The organism is Mordavella massiliensis (assembly GCF_016901695.1).
Lineage (GTDB): Bacteria > Bacillota > Clostridia > Lachnospirales > Lachnospiraceae > Claveliimonas > Claveliimonas massiliensis_A.
In genome coordinates, this window is record NZ_JACJKS010000008.1 from 80,195 (window position 1) to 106,257 (window position 26,063).

19 protein-coding genes are annotated in these 26,063 nt (G+C 59.8%); 4 read left to right on the plus strand and 15 right to left on the minus strand.

Annotation, left to right across the window (positions count from 1 at the left end; all coding sequences use genetic code 11):
* Positions 1-41: 41 nt before the first annotated feature.
* From clpX to H6A20_RS07445, 3 genes are read right to left on the minus strand one after another with little or no spacing between them, the layout of a single operon-like run.
* A complete protein-coding gene (gene clpX / locus H6A20_RS07435; protein ID WP_204906506.1) occupies positions 42-1,472 on the minus strand; it encodes an ATP-dependent Clp protease ATP-binding subunit ClpX in 1,431 nt (476 codons plus the stop codon).
* A gap of 38 nt (positions 1,473-1,510) precedes the next feature.
* Positions 1,511-3,487, minus strand: a complete 1,977-nt coding sequence (gene ligA, locus H6A20_RS07440) for an NAD-dependent DNA ligase LigA (RefSeq protein ID WP_243426165.1) — start codon at positions 3,485-3,487, stop codon at positions 1,511-1,513.
* The gene (locus H6A20_RS07445) at positions 3,456-4,277 is read right to left on the minus strand and encodes a pseudouridine synthase (protein ID WP_338106631.1); all 822 of its coding nucleotides are present in this window, start codon (positions 4,275-4,277) and stop codon (positions 3,456-3,458) included. The genes ligA and H6A20_RS07445 overlap by 32 nt, the downstream gene beginning before the upstream one ends.
* Before the next feature lie 147 nt (positions 4,278-4,424).
* On the opposite strand from H6A20_RS07445, the gene H6A20_RS07450 reads away from it, so the two are divergent.
* The gene (locus H6A20_RS07450) at positions 4,425-4,907 is read left to right on the plus strand and encodes a DUF5721 family protein (protein WP_204906507.1); all 483 of its coding nucleotides are present in this window, start codon (positions 4,425-4,427) and stop codon (positions 4,905-4,907) included.
* Positions 4,908-4,975: 68 nt separating this feature from the next.
* On the opposite strand, the gene H6A20_RS07455 is transcribed toward H6A20_RS07450, so the two are convergent.
* The 12 genes from H6A20_RS07455 to H6A20_RS07510 all read right to left on the minus strand — a co-directional run bounded on the left by H6A20_RS07455 (position 4,976) and on the right by H6A20_RS07510 (position 21,573).
* Positions 4,976-6,109: an aldo/keto reductase gene (locus H6A20_RS07455; protein ID WP_204906508.1), complete on the minus strand. Its 1,134-nt coding sequence runs from the start codon at positions 6,107-6,109 to the stop codon at positions 4,976-4,978.
* A 19-nt stretch (positions 6,110-6,128) separates the two neighbouring features.
* A complete protein-coding gene (gene htpG / locus H6A20_RS07460) occupies positions 6,129-8,189 on the minus strand; it encodes a molecular chaperone HtpG (RefSeq protein WP_204906509.1) in 2,061 nt (686 codons plus the stop codon).
* Positions 8,190-8,320: 131 nt separating this feature from the next.
* Positions 8,321-11,932 carry an FtsX-like permease family protein gene (locus tag H6A20_RS07465; RefSeq protein WP_338106632.1) on the minus strand — a complete coding sequence of 1,204 codons (3,612 nt, stop codon included), beginning with the start codon at positions 11,930-11,932 and terminating at the stop codon, positions 8,321-8,323.
* A gap of 40 nt (positions 11,933-11,972) precedes the next feature.
* Positions 11,973-12,677, minus strand: coding sequence for an ABC transporter ATP-binding protein (locus H6A20_RS07470; protein WP_204906511.1), 705 nt, complete (start codon positions 12,675-12,677; stop codon positions 11,973-11,975).
* Positions 12,678-12,961: 284 nt separating this feature from the next.
* A complete protein-coding gene (locus H6A20_RS07475; RefSeq protein WP_204906512.1) occupies positions 12,962-14,305 on the minus strand; it encodes a sodium-dependent transporter in 1,344 nt (447 codons plus the stop codon).
* Between the two features lie 103 nt (positions 14,306-14,408).
* Positions 14,409-15,506: a hypothetical protein gene (locus H6A20_RS07480; protein ID WP_204906513.1), complete on the minus strand. Its 1,098-nt coding sequence runs from the start codon at positions 15,504-15,506 to the stop codon at positions 14,409-14,411.
* Between the two features lie 70 nt (positions 15,507-15,576).
* A complete protein-coding gene (locus tag H6A20_RS07485; protein ID WP_243426166.1) occupies positions 15,577-15,813 on the minus strand; it encodes a helix-turn-helix domain-containing protein in 237 nt (78 codons plus the stop codon).
* Positions 15,810-16,148, minus strand: a complete 339-nt coding sequence (locus H6A20_RS07490; protein ID WP_204906514.1) for a helix-turn-helix domain-containing protein — start codon at positions 16,146-16,148, stop codon at positions 15,810-15,812. The genes H6A20_RS07485 and H6A20_RS07490 overlap by 4 nt, the downstream gene beginning before the upstream one ends.
* Before the next feature lie 93 nt (positions 16,149-16,241).
* Complete coding sequence (locus H6A20_RS07495) at positions 16,242-17,837, minus strand: ClC family H(+)/Cl(-) exchange transporter (protein ID WP_204906515.1); 1,596 nt, start codon at positions 17,835-17,837, stop codon at positions 16,242-16,244.
* A 77-nt stretch (positions 17,838-17,914) separates the two neighbouring features.
* Complete coding sequence (gene galT / locus H6A20_RS07500; protein WP_204906516.1) at positions 17,915-19,405, minus strand: UDP-glucose--hexose-1-phosphate uridylyltransferase; 1,491 nt, start codon at positions 19,403-19,405, stop codon at positions 17,915-17,917.
* Between the two features lie 12 nt (positions 19,406-19,417).
* A complete protein-coding gene (locus H6A20_RS07505; protein ID WP_204906517.1) occupies positions 19,418-20,584 on the minus strand; it encodes a galactokinase in 1,167 nt (388 codons plus the stop codon).
* 98 nt (positions 20,585-20,682) lie between these two features.
* Positions 20,683-21,573: an AraC family transcriptional regulator gene (locus H6A20_RS07510; RefSeq protein ID WP_204906518.1), complete on the minus strand. Its 891-nt coding sequence runs from the start codon at positions 21,571-21,573 to the stop codon at positions 20,683-20,685.
* A gap of 318 nt (positions 21,574-21,891) precedes the next feature.
* On the opposite strand from H6A20_RS07510, the gene H6A20_RS07515 reads away from it, so the two are divergent.
* The 3 genes from H6A20_RS07515 to H6A20_RS07525 are packed head-to-tail and all read left to right on the plus strand — an operon-like array spanning position 21,892 to position 26,045.
* Entirely contained in the window at positions 21,892-23,961 is a 2,070-nt protein-coding gene (locus tag H6A20_RS07515; protein ID WP_204906519.1) for a TIM-barrel domain-containing protein, read from the plus strand.
* The gene (locus H6A20_RS07520; protein ID WP_204906520.1) at positions 23,943-25,139 is read left to right on the plus strand and encodes an MFS transporter; all 1,197 of its coding nucleotides are present in this window, start codon (positions 23,943-23,945) and stop codon (positions 25,137-25,139) included. Before H6A20_RS07515 ends, H6A20_RS07520 begins: the two co-directional genes overlap by 19 nt.
* 3 nt (positions 25,140-25,142) lie before the next feature.
* Entirely contained in the window at positions 25,143-26,045 is a 903-nt protein-coding gene (locus H6A20_RS07525) for a helix-turn-helix transcriptional regulator (RefSeq protein WP_204906521.1), read from the plus strand.
* Positions 26,046-26,063: the final 18 nt, after the last annotated feature.

Here is a 26,063-nt window from a genome sequence, read left to right on the forward strand (position 1 = left end):
CTTTCCAGTATATGAGGTGGGAGAAAGTCTGTGTCTGCCGCCTAGCCCTCCAGCCCGATGGGCTGCTGCCCGCGCAGGGTGATGACCGGCCCGCCGGTGCCCTCTATGTACGCCTCCGTGATGGTCACCTGCCCGATGTTGTCGTCCTTGGGGATCTCGTACATGATGTCAAGCATGAAATCCTCGATGATGGCCCGCAGCGCCCTGGCCCCGGTGTCTTTTTTCATGGCCTTCCTCGCGATGGCACGCAGCGCGTCCTCGTCAAAGTCCAGCTTCACCTCGTCCAGCGCCAGCAGCTTCTGGTACTGCTTGAGGATGGCGTTCCGCGGCTCCTTCAGGATCTGGACCATCATGTCCTCGTCCAGCCCCTTCAGCGTGCACACGATGGGGAGCCGTCCCAGGAACTCCGGGATCATGCCGAAGGCCCGCAGGTCTTCTGTCGTCACCTTGGACAGAAGATCCCTGTCGTGGTCATACTTGTCCTTCAGATCCGCGCCGAAGCCGATAGAGGACTGCTTTGTCAGCCTCTCTTTGATGATGCTGTCCAGGTCCGGGAACGCGCCGCCGCAGATGAAGAGGATATTCCTCGTGTTCACCGTGGTGAGCGGCACCATGGCGTTCTTGCTGTTGGCGCCCACCGGCACCTCCACCTCGCTCCCCTCCAGGAGTTTGAGCATGCCCTGCTGCACGGACTCGCCGCTCACATCCCTCTGGTTCGTGTTCTTCTTCTTGGCGATCTTGTCGATCTCGTCGATGAAGATGATCCCTTGCTCCGCCTTCTCCACATCGTTGTCCGCCGCTGCCAGCAGTTTGGACACGACGCTCTCAATGTCGTCGCCGATGTAGCCGGCCTCCGTGAGGGACGTGGCGTCCGTGATGGCCAGCGGCACGTCCAGAAGCCTTGCCAGCGTCTTGACCATGTAGGTCTTGCCGGATCCGGTGGGCCCGATCATGAGGATGTTGGATTTCTCGATCTCAATGTCGTCCATGGTGTCCGTGGCCACCCTCTTGTAGTGATTGTACACAGCCACGGAGATGACTTTCTTGGCGTACTCCTGCCCCACCACATACTCGTCCAGCCTCGCCTTGATCTTGTGGGGCGCCGGGATATTCTTTATATCGATGAGGGGCGTTCTCTCCTCCCCCTCTTTTTTCTTTTTGATCTTCTGCTGCTTCGGAGCCGCATTCTCCAGATCGGACATGTTGAAGATCTGCACGCCCGGTATGTTCATCAGCTTGCTGTAGTCGATCCGGCCGCTCGTCATGGCGTCAAAGCTCTTCTGCATACAGTCGGAGCAGACCGAGATGTTGTTGGGAAGGTCGATCAGCTTGCCGGTCACGCTCTCCGGGCGGTGGCAGATGGAGCAGAACTTCTCGTAGCCGTCGTCCTTCTTCGTATCCTCCACATGCACGTCTTTTTCCTGCACTTCCTCAATCTGTGTATCCTTTGTGTTGTTCTCGTTCTCTGCCATGTCGTATCCTTTCTATCCTTTCACGCTGCGGCATGCCCCTACAGTCCCGGCGTCGCCAGGAACTGCTCTTCCGTGAGGATGGGAATGCCCAGCTCTTTTGCCTTCTTATTCTTGGAGGATGTGGATGCGGCGTCGTTGTTGATCAGGAAGTCCGTCTTCGATGTGACGGATCCTGTCACCTTGCCGCCCCGGCTCTCGATAAAAGCCTTCATCTCACTGCGGTTGGCGAAATGCTCCACGCTGCCGGTGATGACGAACGTCTTCCCCTCCAGCGGGCCGCCCTCCCCCTGGTCCTCCTTCTCGATCTGCACTTCCCCGAGAAGTTTCCTGTAGGTCTCCCTGTGGCTTTCGTCCCGGAAATATTCCACATAGGCCCGGGCGATCACGTCCCCCACGCCGGGGACCTGGTCCAGCTCCTCCTCTGTGAGGTCCGGCAGCGCCTCCGGCTCCGCCTTCGTCTCCCTGCAGATCACTTTGGCGTTCGCAAGGCCGATGCCCGCGATGCCGAGGCTGTACAAAAGCCGCGGCAGGGTCGTCTGCCGGGCCCGGTCCACGCTGGCGGTCAGGTTCCCGTAGGATTTCTCCCCGAAGCCCTCCATCTTGCAGATCTCCTCTCTGTGCCGGTCCAGATGGAACAGGTCGTCATAGTCGCGGATGAAGCCTCTGGCGATGAATTTCTCCAGCGTCGCCTCGGAGAGCCCCTCTATATTCATGGCGTCCCGGCTCACGAACAGGGCGTAGGCCTTGATCTGCTTGGCCTGGCACGCCGGGTTGGTGCAGCAGAGTGTCTTCGCGCTGCCGTCCTGCTGGATCCGGGTGGCGCCGCCGCACACGGGGCACTGTGCCGGGATCTCCAGGTTCCCGCTGCAGGTCAGGTTCCGGGCGATCTGCGGAATGATCATATTCGCCTTGTACACTTCGATGGTATCGCCGATCCCCAGCTGCAGTTCTTCCATGATGCTTACGTTGTGCACGCTGGCCCGGCTCACAGTGGTCCCCTCCAGCTCCACCGGGTCAAAGATGGCGACCGGGTTGATAAGGCCGGTGCGGGACGGGCTCCACTCGATCTGGCGCAGCACGGTCTGACGCGTCTCGTCGGCCCACTTGAACGCGTAGGAATCCCGCGGGAACTTCGCTGTTCTTCCAAGCGATTCCCCGTACCTTATATCATCATATATTAGCACAAGACCATCGGAGGGAAAATCGTTTTGCGCGATTCTTTCTGAAAATTTAATAACTTCCGCCTCAATGGCAGAGGGGGCGGCCGTCACGTGCTCCACCACCTCAAAGCCCTGCCCTGCAAGCCAGTCCAGCTGGTATGCGCGGGAGTTGCGGAAGTCCACATCCTCCGCCCGCACGAGAGAGAAGGCGTAGAACCGCACGTTCCTCTTTGCCGTGACCTCGCTGCTGAGCTGGCGGACAGACCCGCTGCACAGGTTCCGCGGGTTCTTGTACTTTGCGTCCGCATCCGGGATCTCCTCGTTGATCCGCTCAAAATCCCGGTACCCGATGACCGCCTCGCCGCGGAGGATCAGCTCTCCTTTGTAGGGGATCTTCAGGGGGATGTTCTTAAACACCCTGGCGTTGGCCGTGATGACTTCCCCCACTTCCCCGTTGCCCCTGGTGACCGCCTTCGCAAGCTCCCCGTCCCGGTAGGTGAGGACGATGGTGAGGCCGTCCATCTTCCAGGACATGACGACGTCATGATCCCCCGCGAAGGCACGCAGCTCCTCCACATCCTTCGTCTTGTCCAGGGAGAGCATGGGGCTCTCATGCCGCTCCTTGGGCAGCTCGCTGACCACCTCGTAGCCCACGTGCACTGTGGGGCTGTCGGAGAGCGTGACATGCAGCTCCTTCTCCAGCTCCGTCAGTTCGTCGTAGAGCGCGTCGTACTCATAGTTGCTCATGATCTCCCGGGCTTCCTGGTAGTAGGCCCGGCCGGCCCGGTTCAGAAGATCCACCAGCTCCCGCATGCGCGCCGTCTTATTTTCCGCTGTTTCCTGCTTTGTCCCCATGTTCTTTTCTCCTGTCCTGCTTTTTTTGCGATACACCGGCGCCGTCCGCACCGGGCGCCGACGCCAGAACTTCCAGCTGCTCCAGCTCCCTGCCTTCCACCTTCCGGTACGCGCCCGGGCGGAGGTCTCCCAGCTCGATGTTCATGATCCGCGTCCGCTTCAGGGTCCGCACATGGCAGCCGCAGGCCTCGCACATCCTGCGGATCTGCCGGTTCAGCCCCTGGGTGAGCACGATGCGGAACGTGTATTTCCCTTCCCGCCACACCCGGCAGGGCCGGGTCACTGCATCGAGCCCCTTCTCCTCATCCCGGATGCGAACGCCCGCGCTCATCTTCCGGACAAAGGCGTCTGTGACTTCCCGGTCCACGGTCACTTTGTACTCCTTCTCGTGGCGGTTCCTCCCCCGCATGATCCGGTTGATGAGGTCCCCGTCATTGGTCATGATGAGGAGGCCCTCCGAATCCTTGTCCAGCCGTCCTGCGTAGGTGACGCGGACGGGATACCGGAGGAAGCGGACGATATTGTTCTTTGTCCCCGGGTCCTCCGTACAGATGATACCCACCGGCTTGTACACGGCGAGGACGACCCTCTCCGTCCCGCCGCGCACCGGGCGGCCGTCCACAGTCACGTCCTGCCCGGCCGTCACCTTGGCGCCCTGCTTTGCCGGAACGCCGTCCACCCGGACCCGGCCGCTCTCGATGAGCCGGTCCGCCTCCCGCCTGGAACACACGCCGGCGCTGCTCAAATATTTGTTCAGACGGATCCCGTCTGTCTTCTGCTTTCCGTTCACAGTCCTGCTCCTGTCTTTTTTGTCTTACCTATGGAGTATAGCATGATTTCACCCGGCGGAAAATATAAGATTTTCATTCAGCATTTGTAAATATCCGGGAAATATACTACAATAGCTGTATCTCTATTTTCAGAAAGGATTTTTTCTATGGTCATCTTAACGCCGGACACGAAGACATGCATGTCCGCCCTGCTCCTTACCGACTCCTTCGACCCGTATTCCTTCATCGAGGGGGAGATCACCACATTCGCCGTCTTCAAGGTGGACGGCTATCTCAAAAAAGAGTTTTTTGAAGAGGCGCCCTCCCGCGCCTACAGTCTGTGGCAGGATGTGCGGAGCTACTTCTTTTCCATCATCAAGGGGAAGCGCACCCCTCTTAATTTCTGCCTGATCTTCGCCCTCTCCGCCGGGGAGACGGAAGCCTTCCTGCGGGAGGAACACCTGGATTTCTCCCCGGAAGAGGTCCAGGGCCTCTTCCTCAACTTCCGCTTTGACGGGGACAGGCTCACCTGCACAACGGGCGTGTCCACCTCCAGATTCACGCTGGACAAATCCCTCGAGCACGCCTGGGATAAGCGGGCGCAGGCTCTGTTCGACCACCTTCATATCCCCTTCGAGATACAGATGTAGTAAAAGGGGGCTGCGTCCGGCCGTCCGGCCCCGCAGCCCCCGTATGATCTGTGATGCAGGCAAGTCCCCTAGCCTTTCATCTTCTCTGTGAAATCCGCCATCGCTTCCGATATCCTGATCTGCTGGGGACAGACGGCCTCGCAGCTGCGGCAGCCCACGCAGGCTGACGGCTTCTTGTCCTCCGGAAGAGAGGAGAGCGCCATGGGCGCGATGAACCCTCCCTTTGTGAAGCAGTGCTCGTTGTACAGCTCCAGAAGCCAGGGGATGTCAAGGCCCTGCGGGCAGTGGCTCACGCAGTAGTGGCAGGCGGTGCAGGGCAGCACGTTCTTCTTCACCATCTCATCCGCGATGCCAAGGAGCGTGTCCATCTCCTCCCTGTTCAGCGGCCGGTCCTCCTCAAATGTAGCGATGTTCTCCTTAAGCTGTTCCTCGTTGGACATGCCGGAGAGCGTCACCTTCACCTCCGGGATCGTCTGCAGGAACCGGAACGCCCAGGCAGGGATGCCCTCGTCCGGGCGGAGCGCTTTGAGCTTCTCCTCGGCCCCGCTGTCCAGCTTCGCCAGAGAACCGCCGCGCAGCGGCTCCATCACCCACACGGGGATGCCGTACTCCTTCAGAAGCTCCAGCTTTCCTTTGGCGTCCTGGAAGGACCAGTCCAGGAAGTTGAGCTGGATCTGGCAAAATTCCATGTCTTTCCCGTACGCCTCAAGGAAGCGCTTCAGCACATCGTAGCTTCCGTGGCCGGAAAATCCGAGATGGCGGATGCGTCCGTTCTTCTTCTGCTCCATCAGGTATGCGTGGATGCCGTGGGATTCGTCCAGGTAGTCGTCGATGTTCAGCTCGCACACATTGTGGAAAAGGTAGAAGTCAAAGTAGTCTGTGCGGCATTTCTTCAGCTGCTCCTCAAAGATCTCCTCCACCTTGTCCATGTTGGAGAGATCGTACCCCGGGAATTTGTCTGCCAGGTAGAAGCTCTCCCTCGGATACTGCGCAAGCGCGCGCCCCATCACCAGCTCGGAGTTCCCGTTGTGGTAGCCCCAGGCGGTGTCGTAGTAATTGACGCCGTGCTCCATGGCGTAAGCCACCATCTCTTTTGTCTTCTCCTCGTCGATCTTCGCGTCGTCCCCGTCGATCACCGGGAGGCGCATGCACCCCATGCCGAGGGCAGACAGTTTTACATCCTGAAAGTCTTTGTAGATCATCGTTTCACTCTCCTTTGTCTTATTTCGTGAGCAGCATCATGATGTCGTTGCTCCGCTGCACGAAGGCTGTCATCTCCTCCGGCGTCAGCGGCTTGTGGGCCAGCATGGCCATGTCGTAGAGTTGTCTGCAGATCACCGGCGTGTTCTCGCTGTCGCCGTGCTCCGCCACATACTGCACAAGGGGATGGTTCGCATTCAGGGTCAGCGTGACCTCGCTTCCGAACATGGCCGGATCCATCCCTGCCATGCCGTACATCCGCATCATCTCCTGCATGCGCCGGTTCTGCTCGGACAGGGTGATCACGGAGGCCACCTTTTCGTCTTTGAGCTTCTCCACCTTCACATCCAGCTTGTCATTCTCCATCACCTTGCGGAATGTCTCCACCAGGCTGTCCGTCGTCTTCTGGAAGGCCTCCTTGTCCTCCTCTTTCACTTCCTCCTTGGCATTGTCCGTGATGTCCGCGTCAATGCGCTGGAACTGGAGGTTCGGATTCCTCTGCTCAAGCTGGGTGATGAACGGGGAGTCGATGTTGTGGCTTAAGATCACCGCGTCCTGTCCCTGGCTCCTGAACAGGTTGATGTACTGGCTCTGCTGCTGCTCGTCCGTCACGTAGTAGACCGTCGTCTTCTGTTCCTCTTTCTTCTCCTCTCCCTCCTTCGGCTCTTCCTTCTCAGCCTTGGGATCGATGAGGGTGCCGCCGTTCTCCTCCACGCACTCTTTCAGCGTCAGGTACTTGTGGTCCAGGTTCTTAAAGAGGATATAGTCCATCATCTTGTCGCAGAACTTCTCGTCCTTGAGGCAGCCGAACTTGATGAAGGGGCTGATGTCATCCCAGTATTTCTCGTAGTTCTCCTTGTCGGTCTTGCACATGCCGCTCAGCTTGTCCGCCACCTTCTTGGAGATGTAGTCCGCGATCTTGTTCACGAACCCGTCGTTCTGCAGGGCGCTCCTGGATACGTTCAGGGGCAGGTCCGGGCAGTCGATGACGCCCTTTAATACCATCAGGAACTCGGGGATGACCTCCTTGATATTGTCCGCGATGAACACCTGGTTGTTGTACAGCTTGATGGTGCCCTCGATGGAGTCGTACTCTGTGTTGATCTTCGGGAAATACAGGATTCCCTTCAGGTTGAACGGGTAATCCATGTTCAGATGGATCCAGAACAGGGGCTCCTTGTAGTCCAGGAATACCTTGCGGTAAAACTCAATGTAGTCCTCCTTCGAGCACTCGCTGGGGTGCTTCGTCCAGAGCGGGTGGGTGTCGTTGACCGGGACGGGGCGCTTGTTGATCTTCACCCTGTCTTTTGCCGGGGAGACTTCCACCATCTCCTTCTCGCCCTTGTCGTTCTCCTTCTCCTCCATCTTCGCGTCCTCGTGGATGCGCTCCACGATCACGTCGTCGTCCCGGAGATCCGCCTCGTCGATGGTCTCATACTCCTGCTCGGCGTTCGCCTTCTCCAGGTAGATCTCCACCGGCATGAAGGAGCAGTACTTCTCCAGCACTTCGCGCATCTTGTATTCATTTGCAAACTGCAGGCTGTCCTCGTTGAGGAACAGGGTCATGGTGGATCCCACTTCCTGCCGGTCCCCGTCGGACATCTCGTACTCCGTGCCGCCGTCGCTTGCCCAGTGCACCGGCGCGGCCCCCTCCCTGTAGGAGAGTGTGTCGATATGCACCTCGTCCGCCACCATGAAGGCGGAGTAAAAGCCCAGTCCGAAGTGGCCGATCATATCATCCTCTGTCGTCTTGTCCTTATATTTCTCCAAGAACTCCGTAGCGCCGGAAAAGGCGATCTGGGTGATGTACTCCTCCACCTCGTCAGCCGTCATGCCGAGGCCGTTGTCGATGAACTTCAGCGTCTTCTCCTCCGGATTGACAACCACGTGGATCTGCGGTTTGTAGTCGTCCGGGAGCTGATACTCTCCCATCATATCCAGCTTCTTCAGCTTGGTGATGGCGTCGCATCCGTTGGAGACCATCTCACGGGCAAAGATGTCATGGTCTGAGTAGACCCATTTCTTGATGATCGGGAAAATATTCTCGCTGCTGATGGACAGGCTTCCTTTTTTTGTTTCCATTTATATCACTCCTTAATCTCCAGTCTGTTTTGTGCGGGCAAAAACCCACACCCTCTGCATGATATGATAATACCCCGTTTTGCAAATGTCAATAAAAAATTAGCACTCATTTGAAATGAGTGCTAATAATCCTATTCCACGCTCTTTAAGGACTCCACCATGTCAATCTTCTTGAGCTTAAAGTACATCACCCAGTTGACGAACATGGAGAAACCAAGGGTAAAGAGGAAGCTGTACAGGTAGCTTGTCAGATGGATCACCCTGCCGAACATGACGTCGTCCACCTCCACGGTCACGATGACAAACTGCAAAAGCACCCACCCGAGCGCCATGCCGGCCAGAGCCCCGATCAGCGTCAGGAGCACATTCTCCCGGTAGACGTAGGCCGCCACCTCCGTATCATAGAAGCCGAGCACTTTGATGGTGGCCAGCTCCCGCTTCCGCTCCGTGATGTTGATGGTGTTCAGGTTGTAGAGCACGATGAAGGCCAGCATGCCTGCGGAGATGATCAGCACCACGATGACGAGGTTCAGACTCCGCAGCATGTCGTCCAGCTGGTCTTCGATGCTGGACGTGTAGGTCACGTTCAGCACGTTGTCGTTCTCCAGCAGCTGTCCGCCCACGGACTCGGTCCTGTCCTCCCTGCCCTCCTCCACGCGGAAGAGCACACCGTTCCAGGAAGCCTGCTTCCCAAACAGTTCATCGTAATAGTCCGGCGCAAGGTAGAGGTAATGTCCCATGTAGTTCTCGCAGATCGCGCCAATGGTCACTTCCTTCTCACCGAGCTCATCGTCCTCGAAGGTCACCGTATCCCCCACGCTCACGCCCAGCACGTCCGCCGCCTTCTCCGTGAGGATCGCCCGGTCCTCCTCCAGGGAGTATGTCTCCGGCTCCGTCCTGCTGTGGAAATCCAGGAATTTATCCACGCTGTCCAGGTCAGCCGGCACGGTCAGGTAGACTTCCAGCTCCTCATTTCCTGCCGTCACTTCCAGGTTCTGCATCCGCACCAGCAGTTCATCGGCCACGGCCGGCTCGTCCGCCACGTCCTTAGCGATCTCCTCCTTGTCCTCCCCGGACAGGCCTGCGTCAAAATAGACGGCGGCGTCGTAGGTCTGGATGCCGTCATACTGCAGCTCCGGGATGACGAAGATGCAGTCCTTGAGGCCGAAGCCAACGACCATCAGGGCCATGCAGCCGCCGATGCCGAACACAGTCATGAAGAACCGCTTCTTGTACCGCACCAGGTTGCGGATGGAGGATTTCCAGGAGAAGTTCAGGTGGTTCCAGATGAACTTCACACGCTCCAGCAGGATCCGCTGCCCCTGCTTCGGCGCCGGCGGGCGCATCAGTTGCGCCGGGACGGCGGCCAGCTCATGGTAGCAGGAGAACAGGGTCGCAGCCAGGATGCACAGCACCGCGATCAGGGTGGCCTGCACCGCGTAGCTCATGTGGTAGGGCACGATGATATCCGGGATGTGCTGGTACATGATCTTATAGGCATATATGATGATCCAGGGGAATACCTTCTCCCCAAAGAGCACGCCCACCACGCTGCCGCCGAAGGTGGCCGACAGGGCGTAGGCTATGTATTTTCCCGCGATGGCCGGCTTGCTGTAGCCGAGGGCCTTCAGTGTGCCGATCTGGATCCGCTGCTCCTCCACCATCCGCGTCATGGCTGTGAGGCTGATGAGGGCCGCCACCAGGAAGAACACCGCCGGGAACACCTGCCCGATGGCCCGCATCCGGTCCGCGTTGTCCCCGTATCCGTCATACTCCGGCATGGCCGCGCTCCGGTCCTGGATGTACCACTTCGGGTGTTCGATCTTGTCGATCTCAGCCTGGGCCTCTGCGATCTCGGCCCTTGCATCCTCCAGCTGCCGTTCTCCGTCGTCGATCTGCGCCTGGGCATCTTCGATCTCCTGCGCCGCGTCTGCGGCGCCCTGCTCGTAGTCAGACCAGCCGGAGGCCAGTTCCTGTTCGCCGGCGGCAAGCTCCGCCTTCCCGCTGGCAAGCTGGCTCTCCTGCCCCGCGATCATGGCCCACGCCGCATCGACCTGGGCCTGCCCGGCCGTGATCTGCTGCTTCGTTGCCGCCAGCGTCTGCCGGCCGGCCTCGATCTGGGCTTTGCCGTCCGCGATCTGCTGCCCGGCGTCTGCAAGGGCCTGCTCCCCTGCCAGCAGCTCCTGCTCCTTTGCCAGCAGCGTCTGCTCCTCTGCCAGCAGCTCCTGCTCGCCCGCATCGATCTTGGCCAGGTCGGCGTTCAGTTTCCCGATCTGGGCCTGCAGGGCGTCAGCATCTTCGATCCCCGCCCCCTGAAGTCCGGCCCAGACAGCTTCCTTCGTCTGTTCCAGCCCTGCCTTTTCAGCCGCAAGGCCGTCCGCCTGTCCCTGCCAGGCCTCCAGGAACTCCGCCTGCTCCGGGGTCAGTTCCTCCGGCGGCAGATTTGAAAGCTCGTCAAATTTCGCAGTGCCCTCCTCCAGCGCCTGTCTGATCTCCGCCAGGCGGGTCTCTATGCCCGCCAGTGTATCGGAGGCCTCTGTAAGAGGCGCAAGCCCTGTCTGGACTAACTCCCGGTTGGCGGCGATCTCGTCCTTTTTGGCCTGGATCGTCTCTTTGCCGGCAGCGATCTCTTCCTTCCCCTGCTCGATCAGCGGCATCTGCTGGGCATACTGGTCCTGGTATGCCGCCTCTGCGCTCTCCAGCCTGGCCGCCTGCTGCTCCAGCTGGGCCAGGCCGCTCTCATACTGGGCTCTTCCGCTGTCCAGGGCGGCCTGCTGGGCTGCAAGCTCCTCCTTGCCGGCGGCAAGCTGGGCCTCCCCGTCCGCGATCTGCTGCCGGGCGGCGGCAAGCTGGGCCTCCCCGTCCTCCAGTTTCTTTCTGGCGTCAGCCAGTTCCCGGGCCATCTGCTCCTTCCCGTCCGCCAGCTCCTGCTTTGCGTCCTCCAGCGTCCGGCTCTCCTCGTCCACGGTAGCCTGGGCGTCGTCAAGCTCCTCCTGGGCCTCGCCTACGATCTCGTCCCGCCTGGCCTCACACCGCTCGTCCTCGATCGCCTCCAGCGCGTCCACCGCCGCGTCTGTGAGATCCGTATAGCCGTCTGTAAACGCGGTCTCTTCCGCCGCGCCGTCCACCCGCACGTAGATCTCCGAGTAGACATCCATGCAAAAAGAAGACCGGTCCACAGCCAGGAACCCGCTGATCTCCCCGTTCCCGATGGTGCTGCTCCCTCTTCCAAAAGAGATATAGAGCGGGCTGTTCCCCACGCCCACGATCTCAAACCGGTCCGTCCTCAGGCTGTCGGAAAGGGCGTCCTCATTGCCGGAGGACAGGGTGATCGCATCCCCCACGCCGTAGCCGGTCAGGAGCGCGAATTCCTCGTCAATGAGGCATTCCCCCTCCCCTTCGGGCAGGCGTCCCTCGCTCACCTGGACGTCGTTAAACGCATCCTGCATGGCCATCACATGGACCACCTGCTCCGTCTCGTCCGTCTCGCAGAGCGCATCCATACTGTAGCTGCCTTCCGCCAGCTCAATGCCGTCCACGTCCTCTATGACCTCCACGTCCTCATCCGTCAGGCCCAGCGTGCTCGTGACCTTCACATCCATGAGATGCTCCTTGTCGAAGTAGGCATCCCCGGAGATACGCATGGAAGGCTCCGAGGCCCGGATGCCGGAATAAAACGCGACTCCGAGGGCCACGATGAGAAAGATGGAGATAAACCGCCCCCGCGACTTCCTGATCTCCACAAAGAAGTCCCTGCGCAACATGTGTTTCTTCATACAACCCCTACCATTCTATCGTTTCCACCGGCACGGGCTTCGGATTGATCTCGATCTTCTCCGCCCGGCCGTTCTTGATCCGGATGATCCGGTCCGCCATCGGTGCGATGGCTGAATTGTGCGTGATCAGGATCACCGTCATCCCCCTCTGACGGCAGGTGTCCTGCAGCAGTTTCAGGATCGCCTTTCCTGTATTGTAGTCCAGCGCGCCTGTCGGCTCGTCGCACAAGAGGAGCTTGGGATTCTTTGCCAGCGCCCTGGCGATGGAGACCCGCTGCTGCTCCCCGCCCGAGAGCTGCGCCGGGAAGTTGTCCAGTCTCTCCCCCAGCCCCACGTGCTCCATGACCTCGCGGGCATCCAGCGGGTCCTTACAGATCTGGAGCGCCAGCTCCACGTTCTCCAGGGCGGTCAGGTTCGGGATCAGGTTGTAGAACTGGAACACGAAGCCAATGTCGTCCCGCCGGTAGGCGGTCAGTTCTTTCCCCCTGTACTTCGTGATGTCCTGCCCGTCGATCCAGACCTCGCCGTCCGTGGCGGTGTCCATCCCTCCCAGGATGTTGAGCACCGTCGTCTTGCCGGCGCCGCTGGGACCCACGACCACGGCGAACTCGCCCTTCTTTATTTCGAACGATATGCCGTTGGCCGCAGCGATATCGACTTCACCCATGTGATAGATCTTTTTTACATCCCTAAGGGACACAAATTCCGCCATATACGCACCCTCCTGATACGAACCGACAAGCTCTTGCCTATATAGTGTCATTATAACACCTGGAGGGGGGATTGTACTATCTGAAAAGGGAAGTTTATAAGAATTTTATCTTCTCAGGGCAGATCATGGAAGGTCCTGTGCTGTCTGCCCCCTTTCCCTATCCTGATTATAGCATCAGCGCAGCCAAATGGAAGTGGTCCGCCCGTTTTTAATTTAGTCGTTTTTCTTAATTTGATTAAATTAAAAGAGCAGAAAAATCCTGGGGACGGAAGGGGGGAACGGCCTTAGCCGATCCCCCCGTTGACCGCCCCCAGGATGAACACGGCAAGGGTCAGGATGCAGAATATGTATTTGTAGAGCGGGTAGAACCATCTCCCGATGGGCCGCTTCCGCCCTGTGGACACGGCGTCCTCCACGGCCTTTCTCCCCCACACCCAGGCAAACATGATGCCGGCAAGTCCGGCTCCCAGGGGACAGATATAGATGGAGACAAAGTCCATCCACTGGGACACGATCCCCTGGATGCAGACGGACACCGCCGCGCCGATCACGGCGATGACAGCCACCGCCCCGGACCGGCTGAACTTTAGATTGTCCTGCAGGGTCGCCACCGGCGCCTCGTAGAGGTTGACCAGGGAGGTCAGGCCGGCAAAGAGGGCGGCCAGGAAAAAGATGAACATGACGATCTGCCCGCCCGGCATCCCGGAGAACAGGTAGGGCAGGGAGATGAACATAAGTCCCGGCCCGCTCTCGGAGAGCACCGCCCCGGTGGTGGCCATGGCGGGGATGATGACAAGCGCCGCCAGCATGGCCGCGCACGTGTCACAGATGGCCACGGTGATCGCGGAGCTGACCGTATCCTCCTTGTCCGACAGGTAGGAGCCGTAGATGATCGTCCCGTTGCCGGCAAGAGAGAGGGAGAAAAAGGACTGTCCCAGTGCAAAGGCGTAGAGCATCGGGTCTTTGAACGCCTCCGGCCGGATGGTGAACATCCACCTGTACCCGTCCGCAGCGCCCGGCTGCAGCGCCACGTAGACCGCCAGACCGATGAACAGCGCGTAGAACACAGGGATCATGATCTTGTTCGCCCGCTCGATGCCGCTGCTGATCCCCATGGCCATGATGACGAACGTGACCGCGAGAGCCACGAACAGCCAGAGGTTGTTGCCGAAGGCGGACGCCATGCTGCCGAAGGCCGCGGCGAATCCGTCCATGCTGTCAAACTGCAGCACAGACCCCGATACGCTCCCGATCACGTATTTCACGATCCAGCTCACTACCACCGAGTAGCCGATGGCCATGGCCAGCGCCCCCAACATGGGGATGCCGCCGATGAGCCGGCCCAGCCTGCGCTTTCCTTCGCCCCTGGAGGCGCAGGCTGTCCCGAAGGCCTCCACCGGACCGGAGCGGACGGCACGCCCGAAACTCATCTCCCCCACCACGCCGGAAAAGCCCAGCAGCACGTCGAACACCAGGTACACAAGGAGGAAGGATCCCCCGTACGTCGCCATGCGGTAGGGGAAGAGCCAGATATTGCCCATCCCAACGGCGGAACCGACGCAGGCCAGGATAAAGCCCAGCCTGGAATTCCACCAGTCTCTTGTTGCAGCTCCGTTTTTCTCTGTCATTTCTATCTCTCCTCAGTCTCTCATTTTCCCTAAGCAGACAATAAGGCGGCCGCGCCGTACAACTGGTACCGGCGCAGCCGCCTCCAACATTCGTCAGCATTTACTATGTATAATACCGCAGATAGTCCTCGGATGCAATAGTTTCACTTGGCACAAGCTGAAGTTCCAGATCCTCGTCCTCATTGGCAAATACGGCCCCCTCCGGAAGCACCGCGTTCCGGTAGGTCCTCTCCGGCTCCGACGAGTCGGAGATCCAGGGATACAGATACCCGATCTCGCTGCCGCTCTCATCGTAGACCGTCACATCCGGGGCCCCGTAACCGGAGACCACGATGATGTCATACACGCCGGCCGGAAAATCCTCCCCGGCTGTCAGGGTCTGGCCGCCTGCCACGTCCACCGTCTCCGTCAGCGGGTTGGGCTGCCCTTCCATGCTGCCTGTCTGGGCGTTCTGCGCGGAGAGGGTGAGGTAGCCGTCGCCCAGGAACGACACGGAAGCGCCTGCATACAGGCGGATGTCCTCCACCTTCTTTGTGTCCTCATCCAGGGATTCGTACAGGTAAACCCCGTTCTCATAGTCGTCTACGGACAGGGACATATAGCTGCCATCTGTCGTCTCCACCGTGTAGGTGCCCTCGGGGATGTGCGTGCCCACGATGTAATCCCCCTGGCCGAACTGGTGGGAGTAGCTCTCCCCCTCCGCCGGGATCTCCCTGGTCACATAGGCGTAGGGATCATACTCGTAGTCATCGTATATCTCCTCTCCGTAGCTGTCCTCATACGCCTCATAAGCGTACTCCTCCCGGTCTGAGAAGATCCCGGCCAGAGCCGGCACAATGGAGACGGCCGCCGTCGCGATCACAACGATCACCACCACTTTGACGAGACGGCTGCTCCTCGCCCGCTTCTCCCCCTCCACATAGGTGTTGTATGTCCGCTCCTTTTTCCGCGGCTTTCTGGACGCCGGCCAGGACTGCGCGTACTGGCGCCCGGACTGCTCCGGCATGCGCTGCGCTTTCCGGGGCGCGGCCTCGCTGAAAGATTCGGAGCTGTGCACATGGGTGAGCGGCTGCCCGTCGCAACTGCTCTGGTTGATCCGGTAGTGTTTCTCTGATTTACTGTTGTCAAGTCCGCATTCTGTACAGATGTTATGGCTGTCCAGCTTCCCGTCGCACAGACTGCACCGTTCCCTGAAAAACATAGTCCCGCCCTCCCTGTCTGCTCACTTTTCTAAAAGTATAGCATACTGCGGGCTGTTTTGCATCACTGCGCTAAAACTTTCCTCCTGCCCCGGTCCGTCCGACCAGTTCATCCAGGCTGATCCCGAATATATCCGCCAGACTGCAGAGGATAAACAGATCCGGCACCCGCTTGTTATTTTCATATGAAGAAAGGGATGTCCTGTCCACCCCTACCTTGTCCGCAAGCTGTCTCTGCGTCATATTCTTTTCCAGCCGCAGCGCCCGGATCCTTGGCCCGACGCCGCCGTACTCTCCCGCCCTCATCATGACTGCATGTTCTCCTCCAGGTTATCCTTCATGTCGCGCACCATCCGCCGGATGATCTTGAGGGTGGCCGGATCCATGTCCTTGAGTTCCTCCGACACCTCCGTTACATAGATGCTCTCCGTCCCCTCCAGGCTGTCGCACAGGAGACGGTCCGTCGTCGTGTGCAGGGCGTTGGCCGCCTTCACGACAAACTCCAGACTGGCTTTCGTCATCCCGTTCTCCACGTGGCTGATATGCGGGATCGAATACTCGATCTCATAGGACAGTTCCTGCTGGGACATCTTTCTCTTCTTCCGCATTTCCTTAAGCCTTTTTCCTAGCATCTTGTAATCCATCATCATACCTCCGGCGCTCGTACATCCATTTTATGCGAAAGCCTTTTCTTTTAACATGCACCGTAAGGATATGTCTATGTATTCAGTTTAAATTTATTCAAAAAAATGTGCCTGCATCTGTTCCCCGCAGATCCGGTCCATCTGGCCGGCCACGTCCGCGCCCTCGTACTCGCCGGAGAGGACCACGATGCTGTCCCCCGGAAGGAGCCTTGTGGTCCCCCTTGGAAGCAGCTCCCTCTCCCCCCGCTTCACGGACACGAGGAGGCAGTTCTTCGGCCACTCGACCTCACTCACGAGATGGTCCGCCGCCGCAGAGCCCTGCATGACGGGAAATTCCTGCAGGATCTTTTCCCCTGCGCCCCGGGGCACATGCTCCCCCCGCCTTTTCAGCAGGTTGCCGAGGAGGCTCTCATAGATCGGCTCCGAGTGCAGCAGCGTCGCCACAATGTAGGCGCAGATGGACACCACGCCCAGGGAGAAGAGCTGGCTCACCGTGCCGGTCATCTCAAAGATCAGGATGATCCCGGTGAGGGGCGCCCGCACGATCGCCGTGAAGTAGCCGGCCATGGCCAGGAGCACAAAGTTGTTCAGATACAGCATGTCAAGACCGAACAGGACATGGCCTGTCCAGGTAAAGATACCGCCGATAAAGGCTCCTATGATAAGGAGCGGGAAAAAGATGCCTCCCGGCGCGCCGGAGCCAAAGCTCACTGCCGAAAACAGGAACCGGCCGGCAAGGAGGAAGGCCATGGTCCCGACCGCCATCCCGCCCGCCGTCAGATCCTCCACGAGACTGTGGCCGGCGCCAAGAAGTTCCGGCGCCGCAAGTCCCAGGACGCCGGCTGCCAGGAAGGGGATGAGAAGCTTTCCCATCGTCCCGGCCCGGGGGATCTTGCTGTACAGCGCCTGCACCTTCAGGGTAAACCAGTTGTAGAACACGCCGAGCAGTCCAAGCACCACTCCCAGCGCCACGAGGAATCCATAGTACTCCGGCGGCAGCGCCTCCGTCAGCGTGAACCGGAAGACAGAGTCCGTCCCCAGCACGGCCGTACAGAGAAAGTCCGCCGTCAGGGCCGAGGACATGGCGCACAGCAGCACGGCGGCGGAAAAATTCCTGTGCACCTCCTCCATGGCGAACATGACGCCGGCCAGCGGCGCGTGAAAGGCCGCCGCAAGCCCGGCGCTGGCCCCGCAGGTGAGCAGGTACCTCTCCTCCGTCCTGCCTCTGTCCAGATAGCGGGAAACTCCCTTCCCCGCCATGGCTCCAAGCTGGATGGACGGGCCCTCCCGCCCGAGGGCCAGACCGCCCAGGATGCACAGGAAGCCGCCGGCAAACTTGGCGGCCAGCACCCTCCACCAGGTCTGCCTGATCCGGCCCACCATCTCCCCCTCGAGCTGGGGGATGCCGCTGCCGGATATAAGAGGCTCCCAGTCCACCAGCTTCGCCACCAGAAAGGCAAGGAGGATCAGAATGCCGAACCAGCCGGCGATCCACAGCGGTTTCCCCGCTATGAGATCCAGGATGGCGTTCAGCCACCGCCCGGCATTTTCAAGGAGCAGCCGGTACAGGAGCACGACAAACCCGGCCAGGCCGCCCACTATGATGCCCTCCCCGATCAGGGTGACCTGAAATCTCTCCGCGCGCCGGAGGGTCTCAGCTATGTCTTTTTTCTTTTCATTTTCGTTCATTGTCTCATTCCTCCGGAGACAATTCTATCATATCGGGAACGGTTTTGCACATGCTTTGCGCGCTGTGTCCGCCGCGCCTACAGCGTCTCAATGAACCGCATGAACGCCCTGCGGCCTTCCACCGTGCACTTGTAGACGCCCGCGTCCTCCAGCACGTGGGTGAAGACAATGCCGGTCTCCTCCTTCAGGACATCCATCACGCTGTCCCTTGTGATGCTGTCGTATTTCGGCAGGAAGGAATCCGCCCAGTCCGCGTGCTTGGCGATCTTCTCGTTGGAGCGGATGTCCTTTCCCTCCACGATGTAGTCCGCCAGGATCTCCAGCTCCTCCTTCAGCCTGGAGGGGAGAACGGCCAGGCCCATGACCTCGATGAGGCCGATGTTCTCCTTCTTGATGTTGTGGTACTGCGCGTGGGGGTGGAACACGCCCAGGGGATGCTCCTTCGTTGTGATGTTGTTGCGCAGGGTCAGATCCAGCTCGTACAGATCCCCCTTCTTTCTGGCGATGGGGGTGATGGTGTTGTGGGGCGTCCCGTCTGTCTCAGCGTAGATGAAGGCATCCTCGTCCGTGTATCCCCGCCATGCCTGGAGCACATGGTCCGCCAGGTCGATGAGCCGCTTCTCATCCGCGTGGCGGATGCGCAGGACAGAGAGAGGCCACTTCACGATGCCCGCCTCCACATCCTCATAGCCAGGGATAGTCACCGGGATCTCGATGGGCGCCTTCGCCATGGCGAAGGTGTAGTGGCCGCCCTGGAAGTGGTCGTGGCTTAAGATGGAGCCGCCCACGATGGGAAGGTCCGCGTTGGAGCCCAGGAAGTAGTGGGGGAACTGCTTCACAAAGTCGAACAGCTTCACAAAGGCGGCCCGGTCGATCTTCATGGGCACATGCTGCCCGTTGAACACGATGCAGTGCTCGTTGTAGTACACGTAGGGGGAGTACTGGAAGCCCCATCCGCTGTCATTGATGGTGATGGGAATGATCCGGTGGGTCTCCCGGGCCGGGTGGTTGGCCCGTCCCGCGTAGCCCTCGTTCTCCATGCAGAGCTGGCACTTGGGATAGCTGCTTGCCTTCGCCGCGCCCGCAGCGGCGATTGCCTTGGGGTCCTTCTCCGGCTTGGAGAGGTTAATGGTGATGTCGATCTCGCCGTAGGGGGAGTCCACCTTCCACTTCATATCCTTCTTCACCCGGTAGCGGCGGATGTAGTCGCTGTCCTGGCTGAACTTGTAGAAATACTCCGTGGCCGCCTCCGGGGATTTCTCATACGCCTCCCAGAAGGTCTTCTGCACCTGGGCCGGCCTCGGCACAAGGCAGTTCATCATCTTCGTGTCAAAGAGATCCCGGAACACGACAGAGTCCTCCACAAGGCCTCTTGCCACCGCCTCGTCAAGGAGCTCCTTTAAGATCTGCTCCAGATCCAGCTCCTCCCCCCCGATGGAGACATCCTCAAAGTCATCCTCTTTAAAAAGCTCCAGCAGCAGGTTGGTGGCATACACCCGCTCGCACGCCGGCGTCAGACCGGTCCGGATCCCGTACTCCACAAGTTTCTTTATATTCTTATACAACATTCCTTCGCCCTCCTATGCCAGACGGTGCGCCCCGTCTCCGATCTCCACTACGTAAAATTCCGCTGTCCTGCCGCATTTCTCCTGGTATCCCTTCTCCACGGTATCGATGAAGGCATCCACCGCATCGTTCTTCACGATGCTGACCGTGCAGCCGCCGAAGCCGCCGCCCGTGATGCGGGACCCGATGACGCCGGGCACGCTCCAGGCCAGGTCCACCAGCACGTCGATCTCCTCGCAGGACACCTCATAGTCGTCCCGCAGGGAAATGTGGGACTGGTTCATGTACGCGCCGAACTTCGCCACATCACCCGCCTTCAGGGCCGCCTCCGCAAGAATGGTCCTCTGGTTCTCGCAGACCGCATGCTTCGCCCTTCTGCGGCAGACGTCCTCTGCGATGGCGTCCTTGTGGGCCTCGAACTCCTCCTCCGTCAGGTCGCCCAGCGTCTGGATATCCACAACCTTCTTCAGATCCTGCAGCGCCCGCTCGCACTCGTTTCTCCTGTCGTTGTAAGCGGAGTCCACCAGGCTGTGCTTCACCTTGCTGTTTGTGATGACGATCTTCGCGTCCTCCAGCTTCACCGGCGCATACTCGTACTGCAGCGTGTTCGTGTCCAGGAAGATGGCATGGTCCTTTTTGCCCATGGCGCTGGCAAACTGATCCATGATCCCGCAGTTGCAGCCGTTGAAATTGTTCTCCGAATACTGTCCGATCTGCGCGATCTCCACCATGGAAACCGGGAAATCGTACATATCCTTCAGGATCGTCCCGGTCAGCACCTCCAGGGAGGCGGAGGAGGAAAGGCCGGATCCGTTGGGGATGTCCCCATAGATCACGATGTCAAGGCCGCAGTCCATCTCAAATCCTCTTCCTTTGAAGGCCCACATCACGCCCTTCGGGTAGTTGGTCCATCCCGCCTTCTTATCCGGCGTCAGCTCGTCCAGGCTTGTCTCGATCACGCCCAGCCTGTCAAAATTCATGGAGTAAAAACGGAGCTTCCTGTCCGACCGCTTTCTGGCCGCCCCGTATGTACCGATGGTCAGCGCACAGGGAAATACATGGCCTCCGTTGTAGTCCGTGTGCTCCCCGATGAGGTTGACCCTCCCCGGGGCAAAATACTGACGGATCTCCCCGCCGTCGCCGTACAGTTCCTTGAAGACATTCAGCACTTTCTCTTTCATTTCCACATACACCTTTCTTCATTTTTTTATAATTATAATAGGCTTTCCAGATAAAAACTATAATGATGATTGCGAAAATTATAAAAATATTGCGTTCCCTACTGTCCCTCTTCCTTTTGCAGTGCCTGCCGGTACGCCCTGGGCGTCATCCCGAAGCTTCTGCGGAACACCCGGTTAAAATAGGAAAGGTTGTTGAACCCCGTATCCAGGGCGATGTCCGTGACGCTCTCCCGCCCGGCTGCCAGGCGTCCGGCCGCGATCTCCATGCGGTACTGGTTGATGTACTCCACGCAGGTCATATTCATATACTGCCTGAAAAACCGCATGAAATAGTATTCGCTGAAGTGGCAGACCCCCGCCAGCTCCGCCACGCTCAGGGGGCGCTGGTAGTTTTCCTTGATATAGCCAAGGACGGCCCGCAGCTTCTCCACCACCTCCCGGTTCTCCCGGCGCAGCCACCTGGCCGGCGCTTCCCGGTAGAGGAGGAGCAGGATCTCCAGCAGAGCCGCCTTCACCTCCAGCTCGTACCCTTCCTCCTTCGCGGCGAAACTCTCCCGCATCCTGCCGCACAGGCCGGCCAGCTTCCCGGCCAGGCCGTCTGTCTCCCCGGCCCGGATCACATCCGGGAAGCGGACGTCCCCCTTTTCCAGAGGGGCGACGTACTTCATCTGGCAGGCGTCGCCGCGCCCTCCCAGCATGGAGGGGTGAAAGACGACGCTGTCTGTCTCCAGCATCCGCGTCTTCCCCTCCGGAATGCCGTGGAGGACGCCGGAAGGCAGGAACAGCACATCCCCCTCCTGTACCTGGCAGGGCGCCAGATCAATCAGATAGGTGCATCGCCCCTTGCGCACATAGGTGACCTCGAACTCCTCGTGCCAGTGGACCGGCAGGCCTGCAAGCCCGGCCGGGTACACGCAGTGGTAGTACTCCGCCGGGAAGATAGAGGTGCCGTGCCGGTTCTTTTCCAGATATTGTCTCTTTTCTTCCATATCCTCTCCTCCAGGGCAGGATTGTGTCAAAAACTGTTAGGAATATGCAAGTAAATCCTGCTTTTCATTTATACAATAGTAGCATATAATGATGCCAGGGTCAAAAGGCCTAAGCCCACATGAGCTTGCTCATAAGTAGGCGAAAGGCCTTGGGACCCGCCCCGATATGAGCATAAAAGTGGGATGTATATCCCACGATATGCGAATATCGGGCAGGATTGTGTGAGTGCGCAGCACGGAACAATCCGCAGGCATCATAGCCTCGGGCTTTTGACCCCAACATCATTTCACAGATGAAGATTGAAAGGAGAAAACCATATGATCCGCAAATATACGTTTGGAAATCCATTTCCCACCGAAGCAGTCGTAAAAGACATTCCCGCATCCCAGGGCACCCTCCCCTATTTTACAAGAGAGGACGGCAGCCTTGTCCTCACCCTGGAAGAGGGGGCGCCGGTCTACGGCCTGGGCGAGCAGGTGCGGGGCATCAACAAGCGGGGCTGGACCTACACGAGCAACTGCTCGGATGACCCCCACCACCTGGAGACCACCCACTCCCTCTACGGGGCCCACAATTTCCTGATGATCGGAGGAAAGCAGCCCTTCGGTATTTTCATCGACTACCCCGGATACCTGACCTTTGACATCGGCTACACCCGGAAGGACACCCTGCGCATCACACCTGCGGACTGGGACATGGACGTCTACCTCATCGAGGCGGAGGACGGGCGCTTCCCCTCCATCGTCCGCGCCTTCCGACAGATGATAGGCAGAAGCTACATCCCGCCGAAGTGGGCCTTCGGCTACGGCCAGAGCCGCTGGGGCTACCAAAACGAGGCGGATGTGCGTGAGGTGGCCGCGAGATACAGGGAGGCCGGCATCCCCCTGGACGCCATCTACCTGGACATCGACTACATGGAGCGGTACGAGGACTTCACGGTCTCGGATGAGAAATTCCCGGATCTGACCGGTCTGGCAGCAGACATGAAAAAGGAGGGGATCCACCTCGTCCCCATCATCGACGCGGGCGTCAAGATCGAAGAGGGCTACTCCGTCTACGAGGAGGGCATCGAGAAGGGCTACTTCTGCAAGGAAGAGGACGGCGCCCCCTTCGTGGGCGCTGTCTGGCCCGGGAGAGCCCATTTCCCGGACATGCTGAACCCCGCCGCCAGGAGATGGTTCGGCCTGAAGTACAAGGGTCTGCTGGATATGGGCATCGACGGCTTCTGGAACGACATGAACGAGCCCGCCATCTTCTACTCCGAGAAGCGCCTGAACAAAGTATTTGACGAGGTGGCCTCCATGAAGGGCCAGAACCTGGATCTCGACAAGAACAACCACCTGCTCGGCCTTGTGAACACTCTGGCCAACAACCCGGAGGACTACCGCAGCTTCTACCACGAGCCGGGGAATGGCCTTCCCAGGGTTCGCCACGACAAAGTCCACAACCTCTACGGCTACAACATGACCCGGGCCGCCGGGGAAGCCTTCGAGGAGCTGGAGCCGGACAAAAGGATCCTCATGTTCTCCCGCTCCTCCTACATCGGCATGCACCGCTACGGCGGCATCTGGCAGGGCGACAACATGTCCTGGTGGTCCCACCTGCTCATGAATGTAAAGATGATGCCCTCCCTGAGCATGTGCGGCTTTTTGTACACCGGGGCGGACCTGGCCGGCTTCGGCGGGGACACGACCGAGGACCTGGCCATGCGCTGGCTCCAGTTCGGCATCTTCACACCCCTCATGCGGAACCACTCCGCCATGGGCACAAGGGAGCAGGAGGCCTACCGCTTCTCCAACGCGGAGGCCCTGGGGCGGATCATAAAGCTCCGCTACTGCCTGCTGCCCTACCTGTACAGCGAGTACATGAAGGCAGCTCTCCATGACGACATGCTCTTTGCGCCCCTCGCCTTCGCCTACCCGGAGGATCCCCAGGCGGCCCAGGTGGAGGACCAGCTCCTCCTCGGGGAGAGCCTCATGCTGGCGCCCGTCTGCCAGCAGAACGCCACCGGCCGCTACGTGTACCTGCCGGAGGACATGCTCCTTGTGACCACCTCCGGGCCGGAGGACTTCCGCTGTCAGAAGATGACCGCCGGGCACCACTATGTGCCTGTGGCGGAGGAGGAGCTGATCTTCTTCGTCCGCAGAGGCCATCTCCTGCCCCTTTCAAAGACCGCGGAAAATGTGGCTTCGCTGGACAGCTCGGCCCTGGACGTCATCGCCTTCCCGGACGGCGGCTGCAGCTACACCCTCTATGATGACGACGGGGTCAGCAAAGACTACGACGATCCGTCCCGCCTCTCCGTGATTGACGTATCCTCTGACGGTGCGGTAAGATATGAGGGAACAACTGAAAGGAAGATCCACACATGTTTCATCTGCTCTTAGTCATCATCTACCTTGCTTTTATCAGCCTGGGCCTTCCGGACGGACTCCTCGGAGCCGCCTGGCCCTCCATGTACCAGGAATTTCAGGTGCCGGTGTCTTACGCCGGCATCATTTCCATGATCATCGCCGGCGGCACCATTGTCTCCAGCCTCCAGAGCGACCGGCTGACCCTCCGCTTCGGGCCGGGCCGGGTGACCGCGGTGAGCGTGGCCATGACTGCCGCCGCGCTCTTCGGCTTCTCCGTCACCCGCTCCTTCCTCCCCCTATGCTTCTGGGCAGTGCCCTACGGCCTGGGCGCGGGGAGCGTGGACGCGGCCCTCAACAACTATGTGGCCCTCCACTATGCCAGCCGGCACATGAGCTGGCTCCACTGCATGTGGGGCGTGGGGGCGTCAGCAGGTCCCTACATCATGGGCTACGTGCTCTCCGGCGGCGGCATCTGGAATACCGGCTACCGCTGCATCGGCCTGCTGCAGATCGCCCTGACGGCGATCCTCTTCCTCAGCCTGCCGCTCTGGAGGGACAGGCCGGGAAACGGCCGGGACAGCGCGACCCGGCAGGAGGAGGGCGGCGGCGCCGGGGACCCGGCTCCCGCCGTTCCCCTCTCCCTCATGCAGATCATCGCCATCCCCGGCGCCAGGGAAGTCATGGTCACCTTCTTCTGCTACTGCGCGCTGGAGCAGACGGCCGGACTCTGGGCGGCCAGCTACCTGGCGCTGCACGAGGGCGTCTCCACGGAGGCAGCCGCCTTCTTCGCCAGCCTGTTCTTCATCGGCATCACGGCCGGGCGGGCGGCGAGCGGCTTCCTCACCCTGCGCTTCAACGACACGCAGATGATCCGTCTGGGCCTCGCCCTGATCCTTGCAGGCATCCTGATCTTTTTCCTGCCCCTTGGCGGGAACGCTGCGCTGGCCGGCCTGATCATCATCGGGCTCGGCTGCGCCCCCGTATATCCCTGCGTCATCCACTCCACGCCGGCGCTTTTCGGCGCGGACCGGTCCCAGGCCATCATCGGCGTGCAGATGGCTTCCGCCTACGTGGGCACCTGCCTGATGCCGCCCCTGTTCGGCCTGCTGGCGAACCACATCAGCATCTCCCTCTTCCCCTTCTATCTCTTTGTGATCCTGGTGCTGATGTTCCTGATGCACGAAAGACTTCTGAAGAAAACACGGAGGTAGACTATGCAGATCGAATTGCGCGGCGACGGACGCGAGATCAAATCCCACGGCGACTACTCGTTCCCCGTCCTTGTCAGCCCGGAGCGGCTTGACGCCTACGAGATGGGGAGCTTCGCCTGCCACTGGCACCCGGAGATCGAATTCACCCTGATCCTCGACGGAGAGATCCTCTATCAGATCAACGACCGAACCTATCACCTGAAAGAGGGGGACGGCATCTTCTGCAACGCCAACATGCTGCACACCGGCCGGCACGCAGGAGACGGGGACTGCTCCTACCTGTCCGTCACGGTCAGCCCGGCCCTCCTGTACGGCTACGAGGCCAGCCTCCTGCAGACGAAGTATGTCCAGCCCCTGACGGAGAACCTCCTCTTCCCCGCCGTCCCCTTCTCCCCGGACATCCCCTGGGAGAGGGACGTCCTCGCCTGCCTGGAGACCATACGGCGGCTGTACGGGAACCCGCCCCGCTCCTATGAGCTCCGGGTGCTCACGGAACTCTACAGGATCTGGATCCTCCTCTTCGACAACCTGGATCCGGAGGCCGGCTCCTCCGGGGATACGCGGGAGCTGGAACGGCTCCGGCAGATCATCGCCTTCATCCACGGGCACTATATGGATCACATTACGCTGGAGGATATCTCCGGCTGCGTGAACATGTGCAAGAGCGAGTGCTGCCGGCTCTTCCGGCGGAATATGGATCAGTCGCTCTTCGACTACCTCCTCCACTACCGGATCCGCCAGAGCATCGGCCTCCTGACCCGGGGGAGGGACAGCATCACGGACATCTCCTGGCAGTGCGGGTTCTCCAGTCCCGCCTATTTTTCCAAGCTCTTCCGGAAATTCATGGGGTGCACGCCCCGGGAGTACGCAAGGGGCGCCCGCGGGAAAACCCTCTCTGAAAAATGATATACATGCGCGTGTATT